Below are 19,710 nucleotides of genomic sequence, written 5' to 3' on the forward strand. Positions count from 1 at the left end.
CGGGCCGACAGCCTGAAAGGAGTTTTCGGGGAGAAAAGTAAGTAACCTCATGATATATAAGAACCGGCGGGATGAGCTGGAAAACCAGTTGAACAGAGGCGCTCTTTGGGCCGTCACCTACGGCGACCTGATGAGCTACCTGATGATATTTTTTCTCGTCCTCTTTTCTTTCTCCATCGCCAAGACGGATAAGGCCAAAAGCCGCAAATACGAAGAGTCTCTCGTCAACATCCAGAAGGCTTTCGGCGGCAAGATAGACACAAAGCGCATTGAGCGCGCCAAAGTCCAGGAACAGGAAGACAACGTGGCCAACAATATCAAGAAAAGCATGGAGAGCAATCAGATGTCCAACCTGGTCGCGATAGACTCCAACGAGCGCCGGGTGAGGCTGGTTCTCACCGAGGCGGTGCTTTTTGACTCCGGCAAATCGGACTTGAAAGAGAGGGCTAAAGAAATTCTCAGGCCGATAGCCGAGGAACTCAAAAAAATGCCTAACGACGTGCTGGTGGAGGGACACACCGACAATGTTCCCATACACAAGGGCCGTTACGCCACAAATTGGGAATTGTCGATGGCCAGGGCCTACAGCGTCATAAAATTCCTGGAAGGAACGGGAATGAGCCCCAAGAGGCTGGCCGGCATCGGATACGGCGAGAACCGTCCGGTGGGGGAAAACACCACTTTGGAAGGACGCGCCAAGAACCGCCGCATAGAGATCTCGCTGCTGAAGACCGAATAATTACCGCGGGCGCAATAATTTTTGAGGCCGGGAGGGTTTGCTCCTCCCGGTTTTTGCTTTTGTAATCCGGAGCCGGCGATCGGACCGTGATTTTCCCGGAAACCACGGGTTTTTTCGGGTTAAGTATCTTAGCGAAGCATCTTACCTGCCCGGCAAATGTAGTATTATATGTTCATAAGGTTCTTTATATGAGCAAACGACGGCTTGCCAGAGAAAACTGCCTGCAGTCACTGTATGTGGCCGACATCGGCGCTTACGGTCCCGACAGCGTGCTGGCCAGTTTTCAGATGACCGATTTCGCCCTTGAGGGAAAAACCTTCGATTTTTACAAAGAGCTTTTTGCCGCCACTATTTCCAACCTTGAAAAAATAGATTCCATCATCCGTTCCACCAGCACCAACTGGGACCTGGCCAGGATGTCGGCCACTGACCGCTCCATACTGCGCATGGCGGTCTGCGAACTGATGGTGCTCGCAGACGCGCCGCCGCCTGTGGTCATAGACGAGGCCATAGAACTGGCTAAAAAATATTCCACCGAGAATTCCGGAAAATTCGTGAACGGCGTGCTGGACAGCGTGGCCAAGAACAACGATCTGCTAAATAAAAATCCCGTAAAATGAAAAGCCAGCGGTCCCCGTCCGAAGAAATAGAGGCCCTGAAAAAAGAAATAAGGCGCCACGAATACCTCTATTATGTCCTGGACAACCCCGAAATATCGGACGGCGAATACGACGTTCTGCTGAACCGCCTGAAGGCGCTTGAAGCCGCGCATCCCGGTTTTATAACCCCGGATTCCCCGACCAGGCGCGTGGGCGGCCGCCCTTCCGGCGCGTTCGCCCCGGTGGCCCATAAGATCCCGATGCTTTCCCTTGACAACTGTTATAGCGGGGAGGAATTCCTCGAATGGGACAACAGGGTCCGCAACGGCCTCAAGGGGGAAACTTACGAGCTGGTGGTGGAACCCAAAATAGACGGGCTTTCCTGCTCCATAGAATATGAACGCGGCGTGTTCGCGCGGGCTTCCACGCGGGGCGACGGGGAAACCGGCGAAGATGTTTCGTTGAATGTCCGGACCATACGCGCCGTGCCGCTTAAGCTTAATGTCGAGGACCCGCCGGCTTTTTTTGAGGCCCGCGGTGAAGTCTATATAAGCAAAAAAGATTTTGAAACTATACGCGAGGAGCAACTGAACGCCGGAGAGGAGCCCTTCGCAAATCCCCGGAACGCCGCCGCCGGGTCGCTCCGCCAGAAGGATCCCGCCGTGACCGCCGGGAGAAAATTGAAATTTTTCGCTCACTCGTACGGCCACCTTGAAGGCATGGAGGCGCCCGGGACCCATTGGGATTATCTTGAGTATTGCAAAAAAGCCGGTTTCCCCGTGCCGTTCGTCTCTGAAAAGCCCTGCAAAGACGCCTCCGAAGTCCTGAAATTTTACAAAGACTACGCTTCCGGAAGATTTGCGCTTCCCTATGAAATAGACGGGCTGGTGGTAAAGGTCAACTCCCACAGCTCGCAGAAACTGCTGGGCTTTACCTCCAAGAGCCCGCGCTGGGCCATAGCTTTCAAGTATCCCGCCCAGCAGGCCACCACCACGGTAAAAAATGTCACCTTTTCGGTGGGCCGTACCGGCGTCATTACCCCGGTGGCGGAACTTGAGCCGGTCAAGTGCGGCGGAGTCGTTATTTCAAGCGCCACCCTTCATAATTTCGACGAGATAGCGCGTCTGGGCCTTAAAACAGGCGATAAAGTGGTAATAGAAAGGGCGGGCGAAGTTATTCCTAAAGTAGTGAAAGTGGTTTTAACCGCCCGCTCCGGCGGGGAAAGCGGGATCATCGCTCCATCCGTCTGTCCCTCCTGCGCCGAACCTCTCCGCAAAGACGAAGAGGAAGTCGCGCTTCGCTGCGTTAACCCGTCATGCCCGGCGCAGATAAAAATGGGTTTGCTGCATTTCGCCTCACGGGACGCCATGAACATAGACGGCCTTGGCGGATCTTCGGTGGAACAGTTGCTGGGAAAAAAACTGGTTTCAAAATTTTCCGATCTTTACCGCCTTAAAAAAGAGGATTTGCTGGCGCTTGAGCTGTTTAAAGACAAGAAAGCGGATAATCTGCTGGATGAAATCGAGAAGAGCAAAAAACAGCCTCTCTCGCGCCTGATCTACGCTCTGGGCGTGCGCCACATAGGCGAGAAAAATGCCCGCCTGCTCGCGGCCAGGTTTAAGACAATGGCCGATCTGCTGAAAGCGGGGGAACAGGATCTGGCGCGCGTGGAAGAAGTGGGGCCGGTGATAGCCGAAGCTGTGATTGAATTTTTTGCCGGGGCCGGAACGCGCGGACTGATCTCCGAACTTGAGGCGCTGGGCGTGAATATGCGGGAGCCCGAAGGCCCCGCGGCCGGTTCAAAGCTTGAGGGGAAAACTTTTGTCTTTACGGGGGAGCTGTCCGCCCTTACCAGGGAAGAGGCGGCGCGCAAGGTGCTCGCGCTTGGCGGGAGAGAAACTTCCAGCGTGTCGGCCAAAACCTCTTTTGTGGTGGCCGGCTCAAACCCCGGCTCCAAATATGCCAAAGCCCGAAAGTTAGGCGTTGCGATACTCAGCGAAGCTGAATTTTTAGAGCTTGTCGGGTAAGGGCGGGCTATTCAAGGTGTAATTGGGTGGGAACAACCACCTTATATTTTACAGGAATAGGTCTTTACCGTTTCCGGCGCGACTTTAGGGCCGAGCATGGGGTTACCCTGGAGCCACATAGCGGATGGGAGGCTCCAACCAGGTTGGAGGGAAACCACGGGAGGGTTTCCTACGTGGCGCAAGGGTAATCCCATGATCGGCCCGTTCTCCGGAGCGCAAAAGACTCAATTTTGAATATGGACAAAACCGCCTATCTGAGCGTCTACGACAAAACGGGCCTTGTCGGGTTCGCGGCCGGGCTTGAGGCCCTTGGCTTTGACATTTACGCCTCAGGTTCAACCTATAAATTTTTAAAACAGGCTGGTATTGACGCCGAAGAGGCGCGCTTCTCGCCGCCTCTGCCCGTCGCCGTGCTTAAAGCGCTGTTTACAGGCGCCTGCGCCCTGGCCGAAAACGGCGTGGAAGTGCCGCCGCCCTCGCTTGTGGTCTGCGACCTTTACCCGCTTGCCCGCCTGGCCGGGCAGGAAGACCTTGGCGCGGAAGAAATGTCGCTCTATCTCGATACGGCCAATTCCGCCGTTTTGAGGGCCGCCGCCAGAGAATTTGAAACAGTAACAGTTCTTTGCGACTCCGGAGATTACGCCCCTGTCCTTGAAATCTTAAAACAAAACGGCGAACTCGCTCCGGAACGGAAAAAAGAGCTGGCGGCCAAGACTTACGCCTATTGCGCCTATTACGACGGGACGCTCGCGCGCTATCTCTCCGGTAAAACGGATTTCCTGCGCGGAGAGACCGTGCTGAGCCTTAAAAAGGTGAAAGACCTCTCCTACGGGGAGAACCGCCATCAGAAAGCGGCCTTTTACGCTTTAAGCGGCGCAAGGCCTACCGGAATAAATTCCGCTAAAATACTTCAGGGCGGGAATTTCAACCTGAATCATTATCTTGACATGGAAACCGCGTTTGAAATGGTGTCATATTTTGAAGAACCGGCCTGCGTGGTGGCCAAACATGCCAATCCCTGCGGGGCCGCCGCCGGCCTGAATTTGCCGGAGTGCTTCAAAGCCGCTCTTAACGCGGACCGGCTGGGAGCTTTCGGCGGCACGGCGGCCTTTAACAGGGAAGTTGACGCGGAGACCTCCGTGGCGCTGTCGGAAAGTTTTATCGAAACGGTTATCGCCGCCGGTTATTCAGGTGAAGCGCTTAAGATCCTGCGCGCAAAAAAAGGCCTGAAGGTCGTAAAGCTGGCTGTGCCGCTGGCGGCTCCGGGTGAAATGGAGCTTTTCTCCCTTTCCGGCGGGCTCCTGATAGAAGAGAAGGATAATTTCGCCCCGGCCACCGAATTTAAAATAGTTTCAAAGCGAATCCCCTCTCCCGGCCAGGCCCGCGCTCTCCGCCTGGCATGGCGCGCGGCCATTTTCGCCAAAAGCTATGCTGTTGTGCTGGCCACGGATTCGGTCACAGTTGCCATAGGCGCGGGGCAAAGCTCCACCTACGACTCCGCCCGCCTGGCCGCCATGAAAGCGGGCCAAAGGCACCCCATACTTAAAGCCGAAGCTCCTCTTGCCGCCGCTTCCGACGCCGCTCTGCCGCTTAAAACGCTTGAGGAAATACTCGCCCGGGGAGTGAGCGCGGTAATAGAGCCCGGCGGCTGGGCGGAAGATGCGGCCTGCATCAAATTCTGCGACCAGAAGAACGCCGTCCTTGCTTTCACCGGCATAAGGCACCTGAAACACTAAGGCCGAAGGCTGAGGGCCATTAGAAAGGCTATTAGACCGAAGGAAGAGCAGGCTGAAGGCAAAAAAACTGCTTTAAGCCGTATGCCATAAGCCATAAGCTGCAAGGAAATATTAGGGCTTGTTATGTATCCGCTTATGGCCTAAAGCCTATGGCGTATGGCATTTATCAGCCTAAACACCTGCTTCCTGGCAGTCTTCACCCTTTCGGCTGCGGGCAGGGGGCGGCTGTCAAATTAACGATAATAGACCATTCTTTGTATATGCTGAAAAACTTCGCCGGAATTTTAATTTTAGCTTTTGCCGCCGCGGCGGCGCTTATCCCGGCGGCTTATGCCGAAGACGGAAAGCCCCGGCTGGCGCCGCTTAATCCCGCATTTGTCCAGTATCTTGAAGCGCTGAAATTGCACGGCGCCGCGAAGACGCTCAAAACCCCGTCCGGACACGGACTGGGCAAAATCCCGTCTCCGGTAATCGCCATAGCCGGTTCCCCGGCCGCAACTGCGTCGAACAGCGGCGTAAAAGTTTCGTACCCGGCTTCCTATGATTTGCGCGATCATAACAGGGTGACCCCGGTGAAAGACCAGGGTTCCTGCGGCGATTGCTGGGCTTTCAGCGCGATGGGCTCTATGGAGTCATACTTCAGGCCCGGGGAGACGCTGGATCTGTCTGAAGCGGATCTGGATGCCAACAGCGGGTTTGATATAGGTTCCTGCAACGGCGGATACAACCAAATGTCCGCCGCCTACATGGCGCGCTGGAGCGGACCGCTTGTGGAGGGCAGCTCCACCGTGGTTAAACACGCGCAAAATATAATATTCCTCACCGCGCGCGCCGGCGCCGCGGATAACGACCGCATCAAGAGCGCTTTACTGGCCTACGGCGGTCTTGGCGTTTCGTTCTACTATGATAGCAGCTACTATAAGTCAGGCACCCATTCCTTTTACGCCAATATTTCCACCGGCGCTTATAGCAGCAACCACGAGGTTACCTTAATCGGCTGGGATGACAATTATCCCGGAACAAACTTCTCCGTTACGCCGGGAGGCGACGGCGCTTTTATCTGCAAAAATTCATGGGGCACAGGCTGGGGCGACAACGGCTATTTTTATGTTTCCTATTATGACGGCATATTCGGACGGGATGACTATACCGTCGCTTTCACGGGTGAGGCTGTCACCGGCTATACGCGGGAATACGGCTATGACAAGCTGGGATGGGTTACGGATTTAGGTTATAACTCAACTACCGCCTGGTATTCCAATATTTTCACCGCGGCGGCGGATGAATGGCTCAAGGCGGTCGGTTTTTACACAAACGACTCCTCCACCAGCTACACGATCTATATTTACAGCGGTGTGACCGCGGGCCAGCCGGCCAGCGGAACCCTGGCTTATTCAGCGAGCGGTTCTTTTAATTCGCCCGGCTATTATACCGTGCCGGTCGGCGACCTGGCTGTCGCCAGGGGGCAGCTGTTTTCGGCGGTGGTCAAAGTCACAAACGCAAGCAATACGTTCCCGATACCGGTAGAGGCGCTATTTACAGGCTACTCCAGCGGCGCTTCCTCATCAGGGCAGAGTTATACCGGCAGTGACGGCGCATCCTGGACCGCCCTGACCGGAATCTCCAGCGGCCAGCCCACCAACGTCACGCTGAAGGCATATGCCACCTCACGGCCTCCCGCGGGTACGGTGGCGCTGAAAGATAATCTCTTCAGGCCGCTGAAAAACCCGGCTGTAAAATGCAAAATAGCCGTGACGGTTTTTTCCGGCGGTAATGTAACGATTAAGGTTTACACACTGAACGGCGGTTTTGTGAAGACTGTTTACAGCGGGCCGCAAAACATCGGCTCTTTTAATTATTCATGGGATGGCAAGAATGAAAACGGGGCGGTAGTGGCGAGCGGTCTTTATCTTGTTCATATCAAGGGGCCCAACACAGATAAAACTGAAAAAGTGGTGGTTATAAAATGAGGGTTTTACCCGCAATAAGGGCTTGCGCCGTTTTTTTGATCGCTGCCGCTTTCGCGCTTGGCGCCGGCCGCGCGCGCGCGGAATCCGGCCTTACAGGCGCGCCCATACTTAACCGCCCCATAGGGGCGCGGTCTTCAGGCATGGGAAGGGCTTTTACGGGGGTGCCGGGAGATGCTGAAAGCGTTATGTATAATCCGGCGGGGCTTGGCTTTGCGCCCGGAACGGGCGCTTATATGTCATACATGAACGGTTTTGCCGGGGGGAGCTACGGTTTTGCCTCTGTCCCGGTAAAATTTAAAGGTTTTGTTTTGACCCCGGCTTTCCAGTATTATGATTCCGGGAAGATGAACCTGGACCTTTCAGACGGCACCAACGGTCCGGTTACCGCGGAATTAGACAAGGTCGGAATGATTTCAGCCGCTTACACCCCTGTGCCGGAGCTGGCTATAGGCGCCACTTTTAAATTCACCAGTATTAATTTGGCCGAGGCGGCATCCGCTTCAGCCCGGAATTACGATTTTGGCCTGCTCTACGCGATGGCAAACGGTTTCAGTTTCGGAGCGGCGTCTTTAAACAACGGTGATGCGGTTAAATTTGAGGAAAAAAGCGACCCCGCTCCTAAAACGCTCCGGGCCGGAGTTGCATATAAAATGGGGCTCAACGGGCCCGTTTTGTCCGATTTTTCCGACTACGACCTTGTCCTGACTTCAGACTGGAGCCGGAGTTATAAGGAGAAGGGATATTATCAGTCCGGACTTGAGGTTAATATGAAAAACCCCTCCATAATTTTGAGTTTACGGTTAGGCTATCTTATGGACCGGCCCGAAGAAGGTTTAACCTTAGGCGTTGGCGTTAAAAAAGAAAACTGGAGTTTTGGTTTCGGCTATGAAACGTCAAAGGATCTTGACGCCCGCCTGCTCGTTTCAGTCTTTTGCGGGTTTTAGAAAAACTTTATTTTCCTGACGCGAATTTAGGAGGCAAATGGGACGAATTATGAAAGTTATCCGTCTTGTTTGCAAGCGGTTTATTGCGACACTTGTCAGTCCTTTTTGAATAGTGTATTATTGGATTACAATATGATTCTCGGAATAGGAACCGACATTATAGAGGTGGCCAGGGTTGCCAAAGAAATCGGCAGGTCCGACGGTTTCAAGGAAAGGTATTTCTCGGCCGGGGAAATAGCTTACTGCGAGCCTAAACGCGGCAAGGCCAGGAATTACGCGGCCCGGTTCGCCGCCAAAGAGGCTTTTTTCAAGGCCCTGGGAACAGGTTATCGCGGCGGCCTCGCTTTTAAAGAGGTTGAGGTTATAAACGGCCGGCTGGGCCGGCCTGAGATCTTCCTGCGGGGCAAGGCTAAAGAACTTTGCCGGAAGCGAAAGATCCGCAGCATTCATGTGTCGCTGACGCACATTAAGGACTATTCAAGCGCGGTAGTAATTACGGAGGGATAAAATGCAAACAATAACCAAGCCGAATATCGGGTCTTATGAGGAGCGGGTGAAAGGCTCCAGTTGGGCTATTGCCGAAGAGGAACTCGGTTATAAACCTGGCAACGACATAAATATCGCCTGGTACTGCACGGACCGGATCTGCAATATGGGCAAGGCCGGCAAGACCGCTTTTATATGGGAAGGGATGGGCGGCGTGGAGAAGCGCTATACCTTCAATGACCTCCGCCTCGCGTCGAACACTATCGCCGCTTTCCTTAAGGGCCTGGGCATAGAAAGGGAGGAAAGGGTCTGCCTGTTTCTCGACCGGATCCCCGAGCTTTATCTAGGCTTCCTGGGCGTCCTGAAGACCGGCGCCGTGGCCCAGCCCCTGTTTTCGGCCTTCGGCGATGAATCGCTGCTTGTGAGGCTTGAGAACGCGCAGACAACGGCCATTATCACCCAGCGCAAGCATGTCGGCAAGGTGCGCAAGCTGCGCGAGAAGCTCCCCTGCCTGAAACATATTATCGTGGTGGACGATGACGGCAAAAAGCCCCTCCAGGAGCGCGAAGTCGCTTTCTCGCTGGAGCACGCAACACCGGTAGAGGATTTTAAGTGCGCAGCCACCAAGGCGGAGTCGCCCTCGGTGCTTCATTACACCTCTGGCACCACGGGGATGCCTAAGGGCGCCCACCACGTTCACTATTCGCTTATCTCCCAGTACCTGACCACCAAGTGGGTGCTTGACCTGCATGACGACGACATCTATTGGTGCACGGCTGACCCGGGCTGGGTGACGGGGACATCTTACGGTATAATCGGCCCGTGGAGCCTGGGCGTGACCCAATGCGTGCTGGACGTGGGGTTCACGGCGGAAAGCTGGTACCAGTTCATCCAGAAACACCGCGTCACGGTCTGGTACTCCGCGCCGACGGCGATACGGGCGCTGATGAAGGCCGGAGATGAAGTTGTAAAGAAGCACGACCTTTCAAGCCTGAGGCACCTGGCCAGCGTAGGCGAGCCGTTGAATTCCGAAGCCGTGGTGTGGTCAGAGCGCGTGTTCGGCCTGCCGTTCCACGACAGCTACTGGCAGACGGAAACAGGCTCTATCATGATATCGAACTATCCCGGGCTCAAGATAAAACCCGGGTCCATGGGTAAACCTTTCCCCGGCATAAAGGCGACGCTGCTTGACATGCAGACCTTCGAGCCGTTCACGGAGACCGGAAAAATCGGCCTGATAGCCATCGAACCCGGCTGGCCGGCGATGCTCCGCAGTTACTGGAACAATGAGGAAGCCTACAAGAAAAAGTTTAGGAACGGGTGGTATCTTACCGGTGACCGGGCTACCCGCGACATGGACGGGTACTACTGGTTCGTGGGGCGCGACGACGATATAATCAACACGGCCGGGCACCTGGTAAGCCCCTTCGAGGTGGAGTCGGCGCTGCTGGAGCATCCGGCGGTGGCGGAATCCGCCGTGGTTTCGAAGCCCGACGAGATCAATATGGAGGTGGTTAAAGCTTTCGTGACGCTCAAGCCGGGTTTCGCAGGGAGCGACGACCTTATCCTTGAGATCATGAACTTCATCCGCAAGAAGCTTTCGCCGCTCGCCATGCCGCAGGAGATAGAGTTTACGCCCCTTCTCCCCAAGACACGCAGCGGCAAGATCATGCGCCGTGTCCTCAAGGCTAAGGAATGGGGACAGGAAATAGGCGATACGTCAACGCTTGAAAACGACTAAGGAGAATAACCACTCAGGTAGCCAGAAGTCAAAATCAGGAGGCCGTCTGATACGCATAGCGTCTGTTACGGCACAGCCATAGGCTAGTCAGAATAAAAACGCTAGCGACGAGAAAGATGCAGCCATTCTGAATTCTGACTCCTGAATCCTGTCTGCCTAAACTGTTGCTAAGGAGACTGTAATGGAAACGACTGAAGATATCCGCGGTGCCGTTTTGAAATACGTGAAAGCAGAGTATCTGGAGGACGATGACCAGGAGATCGACTGTGACACGGCGCTGATCTCCGGGGGGATAGTGGATTCCTTCTCAATGGTGTCTTTGAAGCGCTTTCTGGAGAACAGGTACAAGATCCAGATCCCCGACGACAAAGCCACTCCGGAGGCTTTCGACAGCGTTAATAAGATAACCTCGCTCGTGGAAACATTCGTGGCAGGGAAAGTTTGATATGGCCTTCACGAACCCTGTTCGCGAACACTATCAGAAGGATCTCGACGCGCTCCGCAGCGCCGGCATCTTCAAGGTCGAGCGCTACATACACTCCGCGCAGGCCGCGGACATAGAAGTCGAGTTCCCGGCGGGCGCGGCGCTCAAGAAAGTCATAAACATGTGCGCCAACAACTATCTCGGCCTCTCCAGCCACCCCGAGGTGATCCAGGCCGCGCGCACGGGCCTGGACACGCGCGGCTACGGGATGTCCTCGGTGCGCTTCATCTGCGGCACGCAGGATATCCACAGGGAGCTTGAGCGGCGCATGACCGAGTTCCTGGGCACCGAAGATACGATCCTCTTTCCGTCCTGCATGGACGCAAACGCGGGGGTTTTTGAGGCTATTCTGGACGATTCGGACGTGATGATCTCCGACCGCCTGGTCCACGCCTCCATCGTGGACGGCATCAGGCTGTGCAAGGCCCAGCGGGACACTTTCAAGCACGCCAACATGGAGCATCTTGAGGAGAAGCTTAAGCTTCACTCCGACAAACGGCTGATGGTCGTCATTACGGACGGCGTGTTCTCGATGGACGGAGACACGGCCCCTCTTGACGCGATGGCGGCACTCTGTGAGAAGTACGGCGCCATGCTTTTTGTGGACGAATCCCACTCAAGCGGCTTCATCGGCAGGACCGGGCGGGGAACGCACGAAAAATACGGGGTCGTGGGAAAAATAGACATCATTACCACCACCTTCGGCAAGGCGCTGGGCGGAGCCTCGGGGGGCTGCGTTTCGGGCCGGAAGGAAATTGTGGAGTTGTGCCGGCAGAAGGCCCGTCCCTATCTCTTCTCGAACACGATAGCGCCCGTAGTGGTCTCGGGCGTACTCCGGGTGCTTGATCTTCTCTCAAAAAGCACCGAGCTCAGGGATAAGCTGGAGAGAAACGCTACCTACTGGCGCAAAGGATTGACCGAAGCCGGCTTCGTCCTCAAGAACGGCGACACACCTATCGTGCCGGTCATGCTGTTCAACGCGAAGCTCGCCCAGGACTTCTCCCGTGATCTCTTTGACGAGGGTATATACGCCATCGGCTTCTTCTTCCCGGTCGTTCCCAAGGGCCAGGCCCGCATACGCACGCAGCTCTCGGCCGCGCATGAAACGCATCATCTGGACAAAGCCCTGGCCGCCTTCATAAAGGTGGGGAAGAAGTATGGGATATTGGGAAAGACTAAAGAGGAAATTGTCGCCATGTACGGACTGTAGGTAGTGTTGAAGCGGAGTTTTGAAAAGTGAGGGGCGAAACAGGCTTATACTCTTAAATAAAAAAACCCGGTTTCCCGGGTTTTTTTATTTCCTCTGCTATTTCACTTTCCGGAAATTGCAGTTGAAGGCGTTTTGTATTGAGTAACTTTCGGGTAAAATAAACATTTTAATTTGCGGCGTTTTTTTGTAGATTATAGGTTATGGGAGAATTGAGACCCGGCGTGGCGCAAACCCCGCAGGAAAAATTAAAGCCCCTGGAAACGGACAGGCTGGTAATGCTTGCCAGGAACCCCGCTTCCGTTTTTGTTTTTTGGCAGTTCTGCGCCCATAAGGCCGCCGCTTTCAGGAACGGCTCCTACGCCTCCGAAATAAAGGTGCGCCTTTTTTACGGTGACGACAAGACGCCGGCCGGCGAAGCCGCTTTTGCCTGGGACGCGCTCAAGGCGTACCTGAAGCCGCCGCTTGAAGGCAGGGTGTATTTTGCCGCGCTATACGGCGTTAAGCCGGACGGCGCCTGTGAGAAGCTGCTTGAATCGAACTCCGTCACCCTGCCGGTTTCCTCTCCGTTAGCCGCCGGCTCAACTTATGCCAGCGCGGAATTCATGAAGAAGGCCCTGCCGTGAATAAAACAGAGAATAGAGGCGAGGGGTTAGGGGTTAGCGAAAGGAGTTTCTTATTTTTTTGTAATCTTCCTACCCTGGCCGCTAGCCCCTCTCCGCTATCCTCCGAGGTACTACTATGAGCTCCAAAGGCTCTATGATGCTGGTGCTGCACGCTCACCTGCCTTACATCAATCATCCGCAGAGCAGCCAGTACCTTGAAGAAAACTGGTTTTTTGAGGCCGTGGCTGAAACCTATATCCCGCTTATTTCGGTTTTTGAACGTCTGGTGGCCGACGGCATACGCCCCGGAGTGACGCTTTCCATTTCCCCGACGCTCGGGGCCATGCTTGAAAACGAGGCTCTCGAAAAAAAACTGGGCGAATATCTTGAATCAAGGCTTGAGCTTCTTGAGTGCGAACTGGAACGCACGGCCTCGGAGCCGGCTTTCCATAAGACGGTTGAACTTTACCAGAAGCTCTATTCCGACGCCGCCGCAGTGCTGCACAAATACAGCGGCGACCTTATTACACCGCTCAAGGCCCTTCAGCACGCGGGCCAGATAGAGATAATCACCTGCTCGGCCACGCACGCTGTTTTGCCGCTTTTGGCGCATCCGGAGGCTTTGCGCGCCCAGATGAGCGTGGCCGCCGATGATTATTTCGACCGTTTTAACCGCAAACCCGCCGGCTTCTGGCTGCCGGAATGCGCCTACGCCCCAAGCCTGAACCCGTATCTTAAGCTTTCCGGCTTTAAATATTTTTTTACCGAAGCGCACGCCGTGGAATTCGCCAACTCCCCCAAAAACGGAGTGTATACCGCTTACCGCACGCCTAACGGAGTGTCGCTTTTTGCCCGCGACGCGCAGTCTTCAAGGGAAGTATGGAGTTCCAAGTTCGGCTACCCGGGCGCTTCGGCATACAGAGAATTTTACCGCGACCTGGGTTACGACGCTGACGAACAATACCTGAAACCATACCTTGGCGAAGGGGGGCGGCGGCCCATAGGGCTGAAGTATTACAAAATAACGGGCGCCAATGTTCCTCTGAACCAGAAGCTTCCTTACGACCCCGACGAGGCCGCGGCTACGGTGGAAAGGCACGCGGAGGATTTTCTGGCCAAGCGCCTGGCGCAGATAGACGGGCTTTACGCTTCAAAAGGTATAAGGCCGGTGATAGTGGGCTGTTACGACGCTGAATTGTTCGGGCACTGGTGGTTCGAGGGGCCGGCTTTTCTTGAAAGCATGCTGCGCCGCATCCGCTCTGAACGCCTGCCGCTGCAGTTCGTGACGCCAAGCGAATACATAAATTCCTGCTCCGAGCCGCAGGAGCTGACGCCGCAGATCTCCTCATGGGGGGAAAACGGCTATTTTGACCCGTGGCTCAATGAAACCAACGATTTTATTTATCCGCTGGTGGCGGATATAACCGAAAGGATGATAGACAGCGCAAACCGCTTTCGCAGCCAGGACCTGCCGCGCCTGATGGAACGCGCGCTTAACCAGGCGGCCAAAGAGGTGCTGCTTGCCCAGTCCTCGGACTGGGCATTCCTGCTTTACATCGGTTCCCATGGCGGCTACGCCAAAGACAGGCTTGAGTCCCACGCGGCCAATGCCCGGCGACTGCTTAGCGAAGTGCTGGAGAAAAAAGTGGACGAAACAAATCTGCGCGAGCTTGAGACCCAAAATAATATTTTTGCCAGGCTTGATTTCAGGGTGTTTTCTTCAGTGTCAAAATTTTAACCCGTATCGCGCCATTGCGCAATACGGGTTAAAATCAGCCACAAGTCACAGAATACAAAGAAGTTTTGCCAGCCAGTCTGTAATCTTGAATCTGCAATCTTAATTCTTCAATGTTTTTTTTCTCCCGCTTTCACTTCTTCCCATGCTTTTTTAAATTCGGGGGGCACCGGGGCCGAAATAGTTTTGTTTTTGCCGGTGTCCGGGTGAGAAAAAATCAGCTTGGCGGAATGTAAAAGCATTCTGGCGGCGGCCTCTCCGCCGTAGAGTTTGTCGCCTATGATAGGGTGGCCGATGTAGGACAGATGTATCCTTATCTGGTTGGTGCGGCCCGTGTGCGGGCTTATGTCAAGCAGAGCGTGCTTTTTCGTTTTTTCTTTTACGGTATATTCGGTAACGGCATCACGCCCGTATTCCCACACTTTTATTTTTTTAAAACCGGAAGCCCGGCCTATTGGCGCGTCTATTATCCCTGTGTCTTTTACGGGCCGGCCGCTTACCGCTCCAAGGTAGAGCTTTTTTACAAGGCGGTCCCTGAACTGCTCCGTTAAGGCTTTGCGGGCGGGTTCGGTTTTGGATACCAGCATTACCCCGCTGGTGTCGCGGTCAAGGCGGTGTACAAGCCCCAGGCGCGGCAAAGCGGCCAACTCCGGCCTTGCGCTGAACAGAAGCGAGACCAGGGTTTCTTCGCGCAGGAGGGAGGCCTGCGGCGTGCGTTCCCAGTTGGAATCAGTCGGATGTACGCATAAACCCGCCGGTTTAGCTACGGCAAGCAGGGTTGCGTCTTCAAATAAAACCAGCTTCTCGAACTCAAACGGCTTCTCCGCGCGTTCCGGAAGGCAAATCTCCACCTGGTCGCCTTCCTTTAAGACATAGGCGGGTTTGCGTTTTTCTCCGTTAACCAGCGCCAGGCCGTCCGCAATAAGCTTTTTTGAAAATTCCCTTGAAAATTCTTCATGCCGGCTCGAAATAAAAGCGTCCAGGCGTTTTATTTGACCGGTAAAAATCAATTTATAACTGTTTTTTTTCATATAACCTCGTTTGGGATAGCGAATGGCGAATAGCGGATAGCGAATAGCGGGCAGAGAACAGCGAATAGAGAATCACCGAAATAAACACCAGCAGTGAAATGACCTGTGCGGGTGAAAGTCCAAGCGTAAAGCCTCCGCGGTCGTCACCGCGCAAAAATTCAACCGAAAAGCGGAGCGCGGAATATAAGGCCGCGTATGTCAGTATAACCGCGCCGCCGCGCCCTCCGCCGCAACTTTGACCGTCAGCTTTCCCGCCGGCTCCGCGCGGCGAGCGTGCGATTTTTTGTTCTTTTAAAAGCATAAGGTTCAGGATCAGAAAAAGAAGCAGGTTGCCGGCGGCCTCATAAAGCTGGGTGGGATGTATTTTAATTCCGAGATACGCCGGGTTCACTTCACAGAGCGGGTTAGCGAACACCACCCCGAAAATCGAGTCCGTGGGGCGGCCATAGCAGCAGCCGGCACAAAAACAGCCCAGCCGTCCGAAAGCGTGGCCAAGCGCCAGCGCAGGGGCGCATAGATCGGCCGTTTTTAAAAAATCAAGGCCGCTTTTGCGCGCTTTTATGAAGAACGCCGCGCCGCCGGCGAGCAGCCCGCCGTAAAAAACAAAACCGTACTGAAAAGTTTTAAACAGATAAACCGTTCTTCCCCAGAAACTGTTTCCGAACGAGCTCCAATAGGTTGCGGCGTAAAAAAATTTCGCGCCGGCCATGCCCGCTATAATAGTCCAGAAAACGAGGTCCTGCAGTTTTTCTTTATCAAGGTCGGAAGCTTTTGCCCTGGCGTTTACATAAAGCAAAGCCGCCAGATAGCCTGCGGCCACCGCGAGCCCATAGGCAGGCAAATGGAATCGCCCAGCTTCAAATATAAAGGGGTGCATAGTTAAATGATACAAAAGAAGCAGGCTGAAGGCTGAAGACTGAGGGCTGAGGATTTATTAAGAAATTCCTTATTCCCTTCAGCCTTCAGCCCTAAGCCTTTAGCCTGTTCCTGCGGATAAACTCGCGCACCTGGTGAAAGTTTTTGAGCCTTGCCGCCTTAATACCCATGGCGCGGCAATGCCCCAGAAGTTTCTTTGCCGCGAAAACCTTGTCGGCCGCGCGCGCGGCTTCAAGGTCGGTGGTGCCGTCGCCGCAGAATATCACTTTGCAGCCCAGCCGGCGCAGACGCAGAACTCTGAACGCTTTAAACCCGTCCAGGGTTTTTCCCTTTAAAAAAGGATAGGTTATTTTAACTCCAGCTCCGGTAACGCGGGCCTTTCCGAAAAAAGACTTTGCCCTCAGGCCATATTTTGAAAAAACGGGCTCCGCGTACAGATCTATGCCGCCGCTCGCTATTTCAAAAGGCACTGAATTTTCGGCGCAAAAAACGGCAAACTCCTTGAAACCGTTTCTAAGGCGGGTAGAGGCCCGTACATGGTCCTGGATCTTTTTTCGGGGAACCCGCAGCCTGAGAAAAATTTCCCGCATCCATTTATCCATGGACACGCCGAAAGAGTAGGAATTTTCAATTTCTTTTCTTGTGGCCGCCCGGAAACGTAAAAGTATGGAGTCGCCCACATCGCGTGTCGTTATGGTGCCGTCAAAGTCGGCTACCACGGCCCATTTAGCAGCAGGGGATAGGGTTGAGAGAACAGGGGGTAGCGGAAGGAATTTCTTATTTCTGTGCCCTCTATGCTCGCCCCTCGCCCCTCGCCCCTTAAGCCGTACCGTAATCACCGTACCGCCTTCAGGAAGTCGGCCTTGTTGTTTGATGCAAGCTGGAGATACAGGTTATACTCTTTCTGAACGCCTAGTGTGGAGGTATCGCCGTTGTAGGAATGCCCCGGATACATGGCGGTCGCGGGCGGAAGCGCAGCCAGTTTGCGCAGGCTTTCATAAAGAGCCTCGGCGCTTGAGCCGGGCAGATCTACCCGCCCGCATTCACCTACAAAAAGCGTGTCTCCGGTAAAAACAGCCGTGTCCGCCAGATAACACACCGAACCCGGGGTGTGGCCCGGCGTGTGGATAACTTTTATTTTCAAATGCCCAAGTTCAAGCGCGGCGCCGTCTTGCGCGTTATTGAGATTTTTAGGCTCCCTCTCAAGCATGAAGATATCCGCCTCGTGCAGGTACACCGGCAGGCCGGGGTGTTTGGACTCCAGGTGAGGAAGCGCGTTTACATGGTCCGGGTGAGCGTGGGTAAGCAGCGCCATTTTCAGCTCCAGCCCGTTCTTTAAAATCGCGGCTTCTATCTTTTCTCCCTCCCAGGCCGGATCTATAACTGCGGCGTAGCTGGAGTTCCCATCCCATACAAGGTATGAAAAATTATCCATCGGGCCGACTTTCAGCTGTTCTATTTTCATAAATCAGCGGCTAGCGTATAGAGGTTAGGGTTTAGGGGAGGAGTTCCTTATTCTTTACCCTCAGTCGCGGACAGTAGGGGGAACCGCACTGCGGTGCCCCACTGGGATGGCTGTTCGGGAGGGGGTGCCGATGTAATGGCCCGCGACAGGCCCCGCCCTTTTGGCTCCGATGCAGATCCAAAAGAGCGGGGCAGGCCAGAGTCACTACGCTAGTCCCTCGCCTCTAACCTCTGCCCCTGGGTCATTTATCCCCATCCTTGGGCGGGGGGAAGCGGTATTCTAGTTCTCCGGTCCTGGCCAGCCCCAGCTCCTTTCTTGCCGCCTGCTCAATATATGCCCCGTCCTTTACTATTTTAAGGTTTTCCTTAAGTTGTATGCGTTCCAATTTCAGCTCGATTTGGCGGTGTTCAAGACGCCGGTATTCCAGGTAATTTTTCACCAGGTTCCTAAGTCCGCGGCTGCTAAGCACGGCCAGAATAATTATCGCGCTGATGATATATTTGAGTTTATTTTTAAATAAATGGAGTTTCATCGGCTAATAAAAAGCAGGGGGTTGGAACAGGGTATAGAGGCTAGGGGTTAGGGCAGAGAGTAGAGAATAAGGAACTCCTTCCCTAAACCCCCAGCCCCTCGCCGCCAGTCTCTGCCTTTATTTGAACCTGAATATCATGTCTTTAGCGTATTTCGCCTTTTTGCCCAGTTCTTCCTCTATGCGGATGAGCTGGTTGTATTTGCACAGGCGCTCCGAGCGGCAGGGGGCGCCTGTTTTAATGGCGCCGGCGTTAGTGGCCACGGCAAGGTCGGCTATGAAAGGATCTTCCGTCTCGCCGGAGCGGTGGGAAATGACGGTGGCATAGCCGGCTTTATGCGCCTGCTCGATAACATGCACGGTTTCGGTGAGCGAGCCTATCTGATTCAGCTTTATCAGTATGGCGTTGGCTACGCCCTCCTCTATGCCTTTCTTCAGTCGTTCCGGGTTGGTGACAAAGATGTCGTCGCCCACCACAAGGGCTTTTTTTGCCAGCTGCTTTGAAAGATATTCCCAGCCTTCCCAATCGTCTTCGGCCAGCGGGTCCTCGTAGGAGATTATAGGGAAGTTCTTTCTCCATTCGGTGTATTTAGCGGTCAGTTCCTGGTGGTTCAGGTTTGAGCCTTCAAAAACATAGCTGCTGTTCTGGTAGAATTCACTGGCGGCGGAATCAATGCCTATCTGCACTTCTTTGGTGTTGTAGCCCGCGCCCTTTATGGCTTCCACTATAGTTTCAAGCACCGACTCATGGGTGAATATACGGGGGGCAAAACCGCCCTCGTCGCCGACGGCAACGGTATAGCCGCCCTTAGCGAGCAGCGCCTTAAGGGTATGATATATTTCCGAGGCCATCATTATAGCGTGAGTGAAGTTCGCGGCGCCGGTCGGCACTATCATGAATTCCTGCACGCTTATGCCGGAGTCGGCGTGCTTGCCGCCGTTGATGATGTTAAGCATGGGAGTGGGCAGCAGAAAGTCTTTTTCTTTAAGACCGTAGGCTTTTCTTATGTAAGCGTAAAGAGGGAGCTTCGCCGAGGCGGCGGCCGCGCGAGCCAGCGCCATGGAAACGGACAGTATGGCGTTGGCCCCAAGCTTGGTTTTAGCCTGGGTGCCGTCAAGTTCAAGCATAAGGCCGTCTATCCGTTGCGGGTCGGCTTTTATGCCGGTGATGTCGGGGGCGATGAGCTTGTTCACATTGTCCACCGCTTTTACCACGCCCTTCCCCATGTAGCGTTTCCCGCCGTCGCGCATTTCAAGCGCTTCATGCGAGCCGGTGGAGGCCCCGCTTGGCACCGCCGCCCGGCCGAAAGCGCCGTTTGACAGGTAAACATCCGCTTCCACCGTTGGGAATCCTCTTGAATCCAGTATTTCTCTGGCCGTGACTTTTTTTATTTTAGCGTCCATATATTTTTATTGTCTCCTAATTTAACCATGTGAATTAAAGGCTCATGCAAATGAATTCAAACCCCTGTAAGTTCCGCGCATATTCGCAGTATATCCGCATATCCTTTAATTCGTTAGCTATTCGCATGTTTC

At 54.3% G+C, this 19,710-nt stretch carries 18 protein-coding genes; 12 read left to right on the forward strand and 6 right to left on the reverse strand.

The features are described from left to right. The first annotated feature begins 49 nt into the window (after positions 1-49). From NTX59_00045 to NTX59_00100, 12 genes are all read left to right on the forward strand, one after another. The gene (locus NTX59_00045) at positions 50-739 is read left to right on the forward strand and encodes an OmpA family protein (GenBank protein MCX5784062.1); all 690 of its coding nucleotides are present in this window, start codon (positions 50-52) and stop codon (positions 737-739) included. 188 nt (positions 740-927) lie between these two features. Beyond that, positions 928-1,359 (forward strand): transcription antitermination factor NusB, encoded by a 432-nt coding sequence (gene nusB / locus NTX59_00050; protein ID MCX5784063.1) that lies wholly within the window; start codon positions 928-930, stop codon positions 1,357-1,359. After that, positions 1,356-3,365: an NAD-dependent DNA ligase LigA gene (ligA, locus tag NTX59_00055; protein MCX5784064.1), complete on the forward strand. Its 2,010-nt coding sequence runs from the start codon at positions 1,356-1,358 to the stop codon at positions 3,363-3,365. The genes nusB and ligA overlap by 4 nt, the downstream gene beginning before the upstream one ends. A 236-nt stretch (positions 3,366-3,601) precedes the next feature. After that, on the forward strand, positions 3,602-5,101 hold the full coding sequence (locus NTX59_00060; protein ID MCX5784065.1) for a hypothetical protein: 1,500 nt from the start codon (positions 3,602-3,604) through the stop codon (positions 5,099-5,101). Positions 5,102-5,361: 260 nt separating this feature from the next. Next, complete coding sequence (locus tag NTX59_00065) at positions 5,362-7,071, forward strand: lectin like domain-containing protein (GenBank protein ID MCX5784066.1); 1,710 nt, start codon at positions 5,362-5,364, stop codon at positions 7,069-7,071. Then, complete coding sequence (locus NTX59_00070) at positions 7,068-8,015, forward strand: PorV/PorQ family protein (protein ID MCX5784067.1); 948 nt, start codon at positions 7,068-7,070, stop codon at positions 8,013-8,015. The genes NTX59_00065 and NTX59_00070 overlap by 4 nt, the downstream gene beginning before the upstream one ends. Positions 8,016-8,147: 132 nt before the next feature. Continuing rightward, a complete protein-coding gene (gene acpS / locus NTX59_00075) occupies positions 8,148-8,522 on the forward strand; it encodes a holo-ACP synthase (GenBank protein ID MCX5784068.1) in 375 nt (124 codons plus the stop codon). 1 nt (position 8,523) lies between these two features. Further along, complete coding sequence (gene acsA / locus NTX59_00080) at positions 8,524-10,242, forward strand: acetate--CoA ligase (protein ID MCX5784069.1); 1,719 nt, start codon at positions 8,524-8,526, stop codon at positions 10,240-10,242. A 181-nt stretch (positions 10,243-10,423) separates the two neighbouring features. Further along, the gene (locus NTX59_00085) at positions 10,424-10,687 is read left to right on the forward strand and encodes an acyl carrier protein (GenBank protein MCX5784070.1); all 264 of its coding nucleotides are present in this window, start codon (positions 10,424-10,426) and stop codon (positions 10,685-10,687) included. A 1-nt stretch (position 10,688) separates the two neighbouring features. Then, positions 10,689-11,936 carry a glycine C-acetyltransferase gene (kbl, locus tag NTX59_00090; GenBank protein MCX5784071.1) on the forward strand — a complete coding sequence of 416 codons (1,248 nt, stop codon included), beginning with the start codon at positions 10,689-10,691 and terminating at the stop codon, positions 11,934-11,936. A 200-nt stretch (positions 11,937-12,136) separates the two neighbouring features. Further along, positions 12,137-12,559: a DUF4912 domain-containing protein gene (locus NTX59_00095; GenBank protein MCX5784072.1), complete on the forward strand. Its 423-nt coding sequence runs from the start codon at positions 12,137-12,139 to the stop codon at positions 12,557-12,559. 115 nt (positions 12,560-12,674) lie between these two features. Continuing rightward, positions 12,675-14,276, forward strand: coding sequence for a DUF1957 domain-containing protein (locus NTX59_00100; GenBank protein ID MCX5784073.1), 1,602 nt, complete (start codon positions 12,675-12,677; stop codon positions 14,274-14,276). A 107-nt stretch (positions 14,277-14,383) separates the two neighbouring features. Here NTX59_00100 and NTX59_00105 read toward each other — a convergent pair whose 3' ends face one another. The 6 genes from NTX59_00105 to eno form a co-directional block, all read right to left on the reverse strand. Next, a complete protein-coding gene (locus NTX59_00105) occupies positions 14,384-15,304 on the reverse strand; it encodes an RluA family pseudouridine synthase (GenBank protein ID MCX5784074.1) in 921 nt (306 codons plus the stop codon). Next, entirely contained in the window at positions 15,285-16,181 is an 897-nt protein-coding gene (lgt, locus tag NTX59_00110; protein ID MCX5784075.1) for a prolipoprotein diacylglyceryl transferase, read from the reverse strand. Before lgt ends, NTX59_00105 begins: the two co-directional genes overlap by 20 nt. A 91-nt stretch (positions 16,182-16,272) precedes the next feature. After that, positions 16,273-16,899: an HAD-IB family phosphatase gene (locus NTX59_00115; protein ID MCX5784076.1), complete on the reverse strand. Its 627-nt coding sequence runs from the start codon at positions 16,897-16,899 to the stop codon at positions 16,273-16,275. Between the two features lie 116 nt (positions 16,900-17,015). Beyond that, positions 17,016-17,645, reverse strand: coding sequence for an MBL fold metallo-hydrolase (locus NTX59_00120; protein ID MCX5784077.1), 630 nt, complete (start codon positions 17,643-17,645; stop codon positions 17,016-17,018). 241 nt (positions 17,646-17,886) lie between these two features. After that, a complete protein-coding gene (locus tag NTX59_00125) occupies positions 17,887-18,177 on the reverse strand; it encodes a septum formation initiator family protein (protein ID MCX5784078.1) in 291 nt (96 codons plus the stop codon). 117 nt (positions 18,178-18,294) lie between these two features. Next, positions 18,295-19,578 carry a phosphopyruvate hydratase gene (eno, locus tag NTX59_00130; GenBank protein MCX5784079.1) on the reverse strand — a complete coding sequence of 428 codons (1,284 nt, stop codon included), beginning with the start codon at positions 19,576-19,578 and terminating at the stop codon, positions 18,295-18,297. Positions 19,579-19,710: the final 132 nt, after the last annotated feature.

Source organism: Elusimicrobiota bacterium (genome assembly GCA_026388155.1).
Taxonomy (GTDB): domain Bacteria; phylum Elusimicrobiota; class Elusimicrobia; order Elusimicrobiales; family UBA9959; genus UBA9634.

Bases quoted from the DNA above. Each gene is read 5' to 3' on its own strand.
- NTX59_00045 (MCX5784062.1), top strand. From the start codon at position 50: ATGATATATAAGAACCGGCGGGATGAGCTGGAAAACCAGTTGAACAGA.
- nusB (MCX5784063.1), top strand. From the start codon at position 928: ATGAGCAAACGACGGCTTGCCAGAGAAAACTGCCTGCAGTCACTGTAT.
- ligA (MCX5784064.1), top strand. From the start codon at position 1,356: ATGAAAAGCCAGCGGTCCCCGTCCGAAGAAATAGAGGCCCTGAAAAAA.
- NTX59_00060 (MCX5784065.1), top strand. From the start codon at position 3,602: ATGGACAAAACCGCCTATCTGAGCGTCTACGACAAAACGGGCCTTGTC.
- NTX59_00065 (MCX5784066.1), top strand. From the start codon at position 5,362: ATGCTGAAAAACTTCGCCGGAATTTTAATTTTAGCTTTTGCCGCCGCG.
- NTX59_00070 (MCX5784067.1), top strand. From the start codon at position 7,068: ATGAGGGTTTTACCCGCAATAAGGGCTTGCGCCGTTTTTTTGATCGCT.
- acpS (MCX5784068.1), top strand. From the start codon at position 8,148: ATGATTCTCGGAATAGGAACCGACATTATAGAGGTGGCCAGGGTTGCC.
- acsA (MCX5784069.1), top strand. From the start codon at position 8,524: ATGCAAACAATAACCAAGCCGAATATCGGGTCTTATGAGGAGCGGGTG.
- NTX59_00085 (MCX5784070.1), top strand. From the start codon at position 10,424: ATGGAAACGACTGAAGATATCCGCGGTGCCGTTTTGAAATACGTGAAA.
- kbl (MCX5784071.1), top strand. From the start codon at position 10,689: ATGGCCTTCACGAACCCTGTTCGCGAACACTATCAGAAGGATCTCGAC.
- NTX59_00095 (MCX5784072.1), top strand. From the start codon at position 12,137: ATGGGAGAATTGAGACCCGGCGTGGCGCAAACCCCGCAGGAAAAATTA.
- NTX59_00100 (MCX5784073.1), top strand. From the start codon at position 12,675: ATGAGCTCCAAAGGCTCTATGATGCTGGTGCTGCACGCTCACCTGCCT.
- NTX59_00105 (MCX5784074.1), bottom strand. From the start codon at position 15,304: ATGAAAAAAAACAGTTATAAATTGATTTTTACCGGTCAAATAAAACGC.
- lgt (MCX5784075.1), bottom strand. From the start codon at position 16,181: ATGCACCCCTTTATATTTGAAGCTGGGCGATTCCATTTGCCTGCCTAT.
- NTX59_00120 (MCX5784077.1), bottom strand. From the start codon at position 17,645: ATGAAAATAGAACAGCTGAAAGTCGGCCCGATGGATAATTTTTCATAC.
- NTX59_00125 (MCX5784078.1), bottom strand. From the start codon at position 18,177: ATGAAACTCCATTTATTTAAAAATAAACTCAAATATATCATCAGCGCG.
- eno (MCX5784079.1), bottom strand. From the start codon at position 19,578: ATGGACGCTAAAATAAAAAAAGTCACGGCCAGAGAAATACTGGATTCA.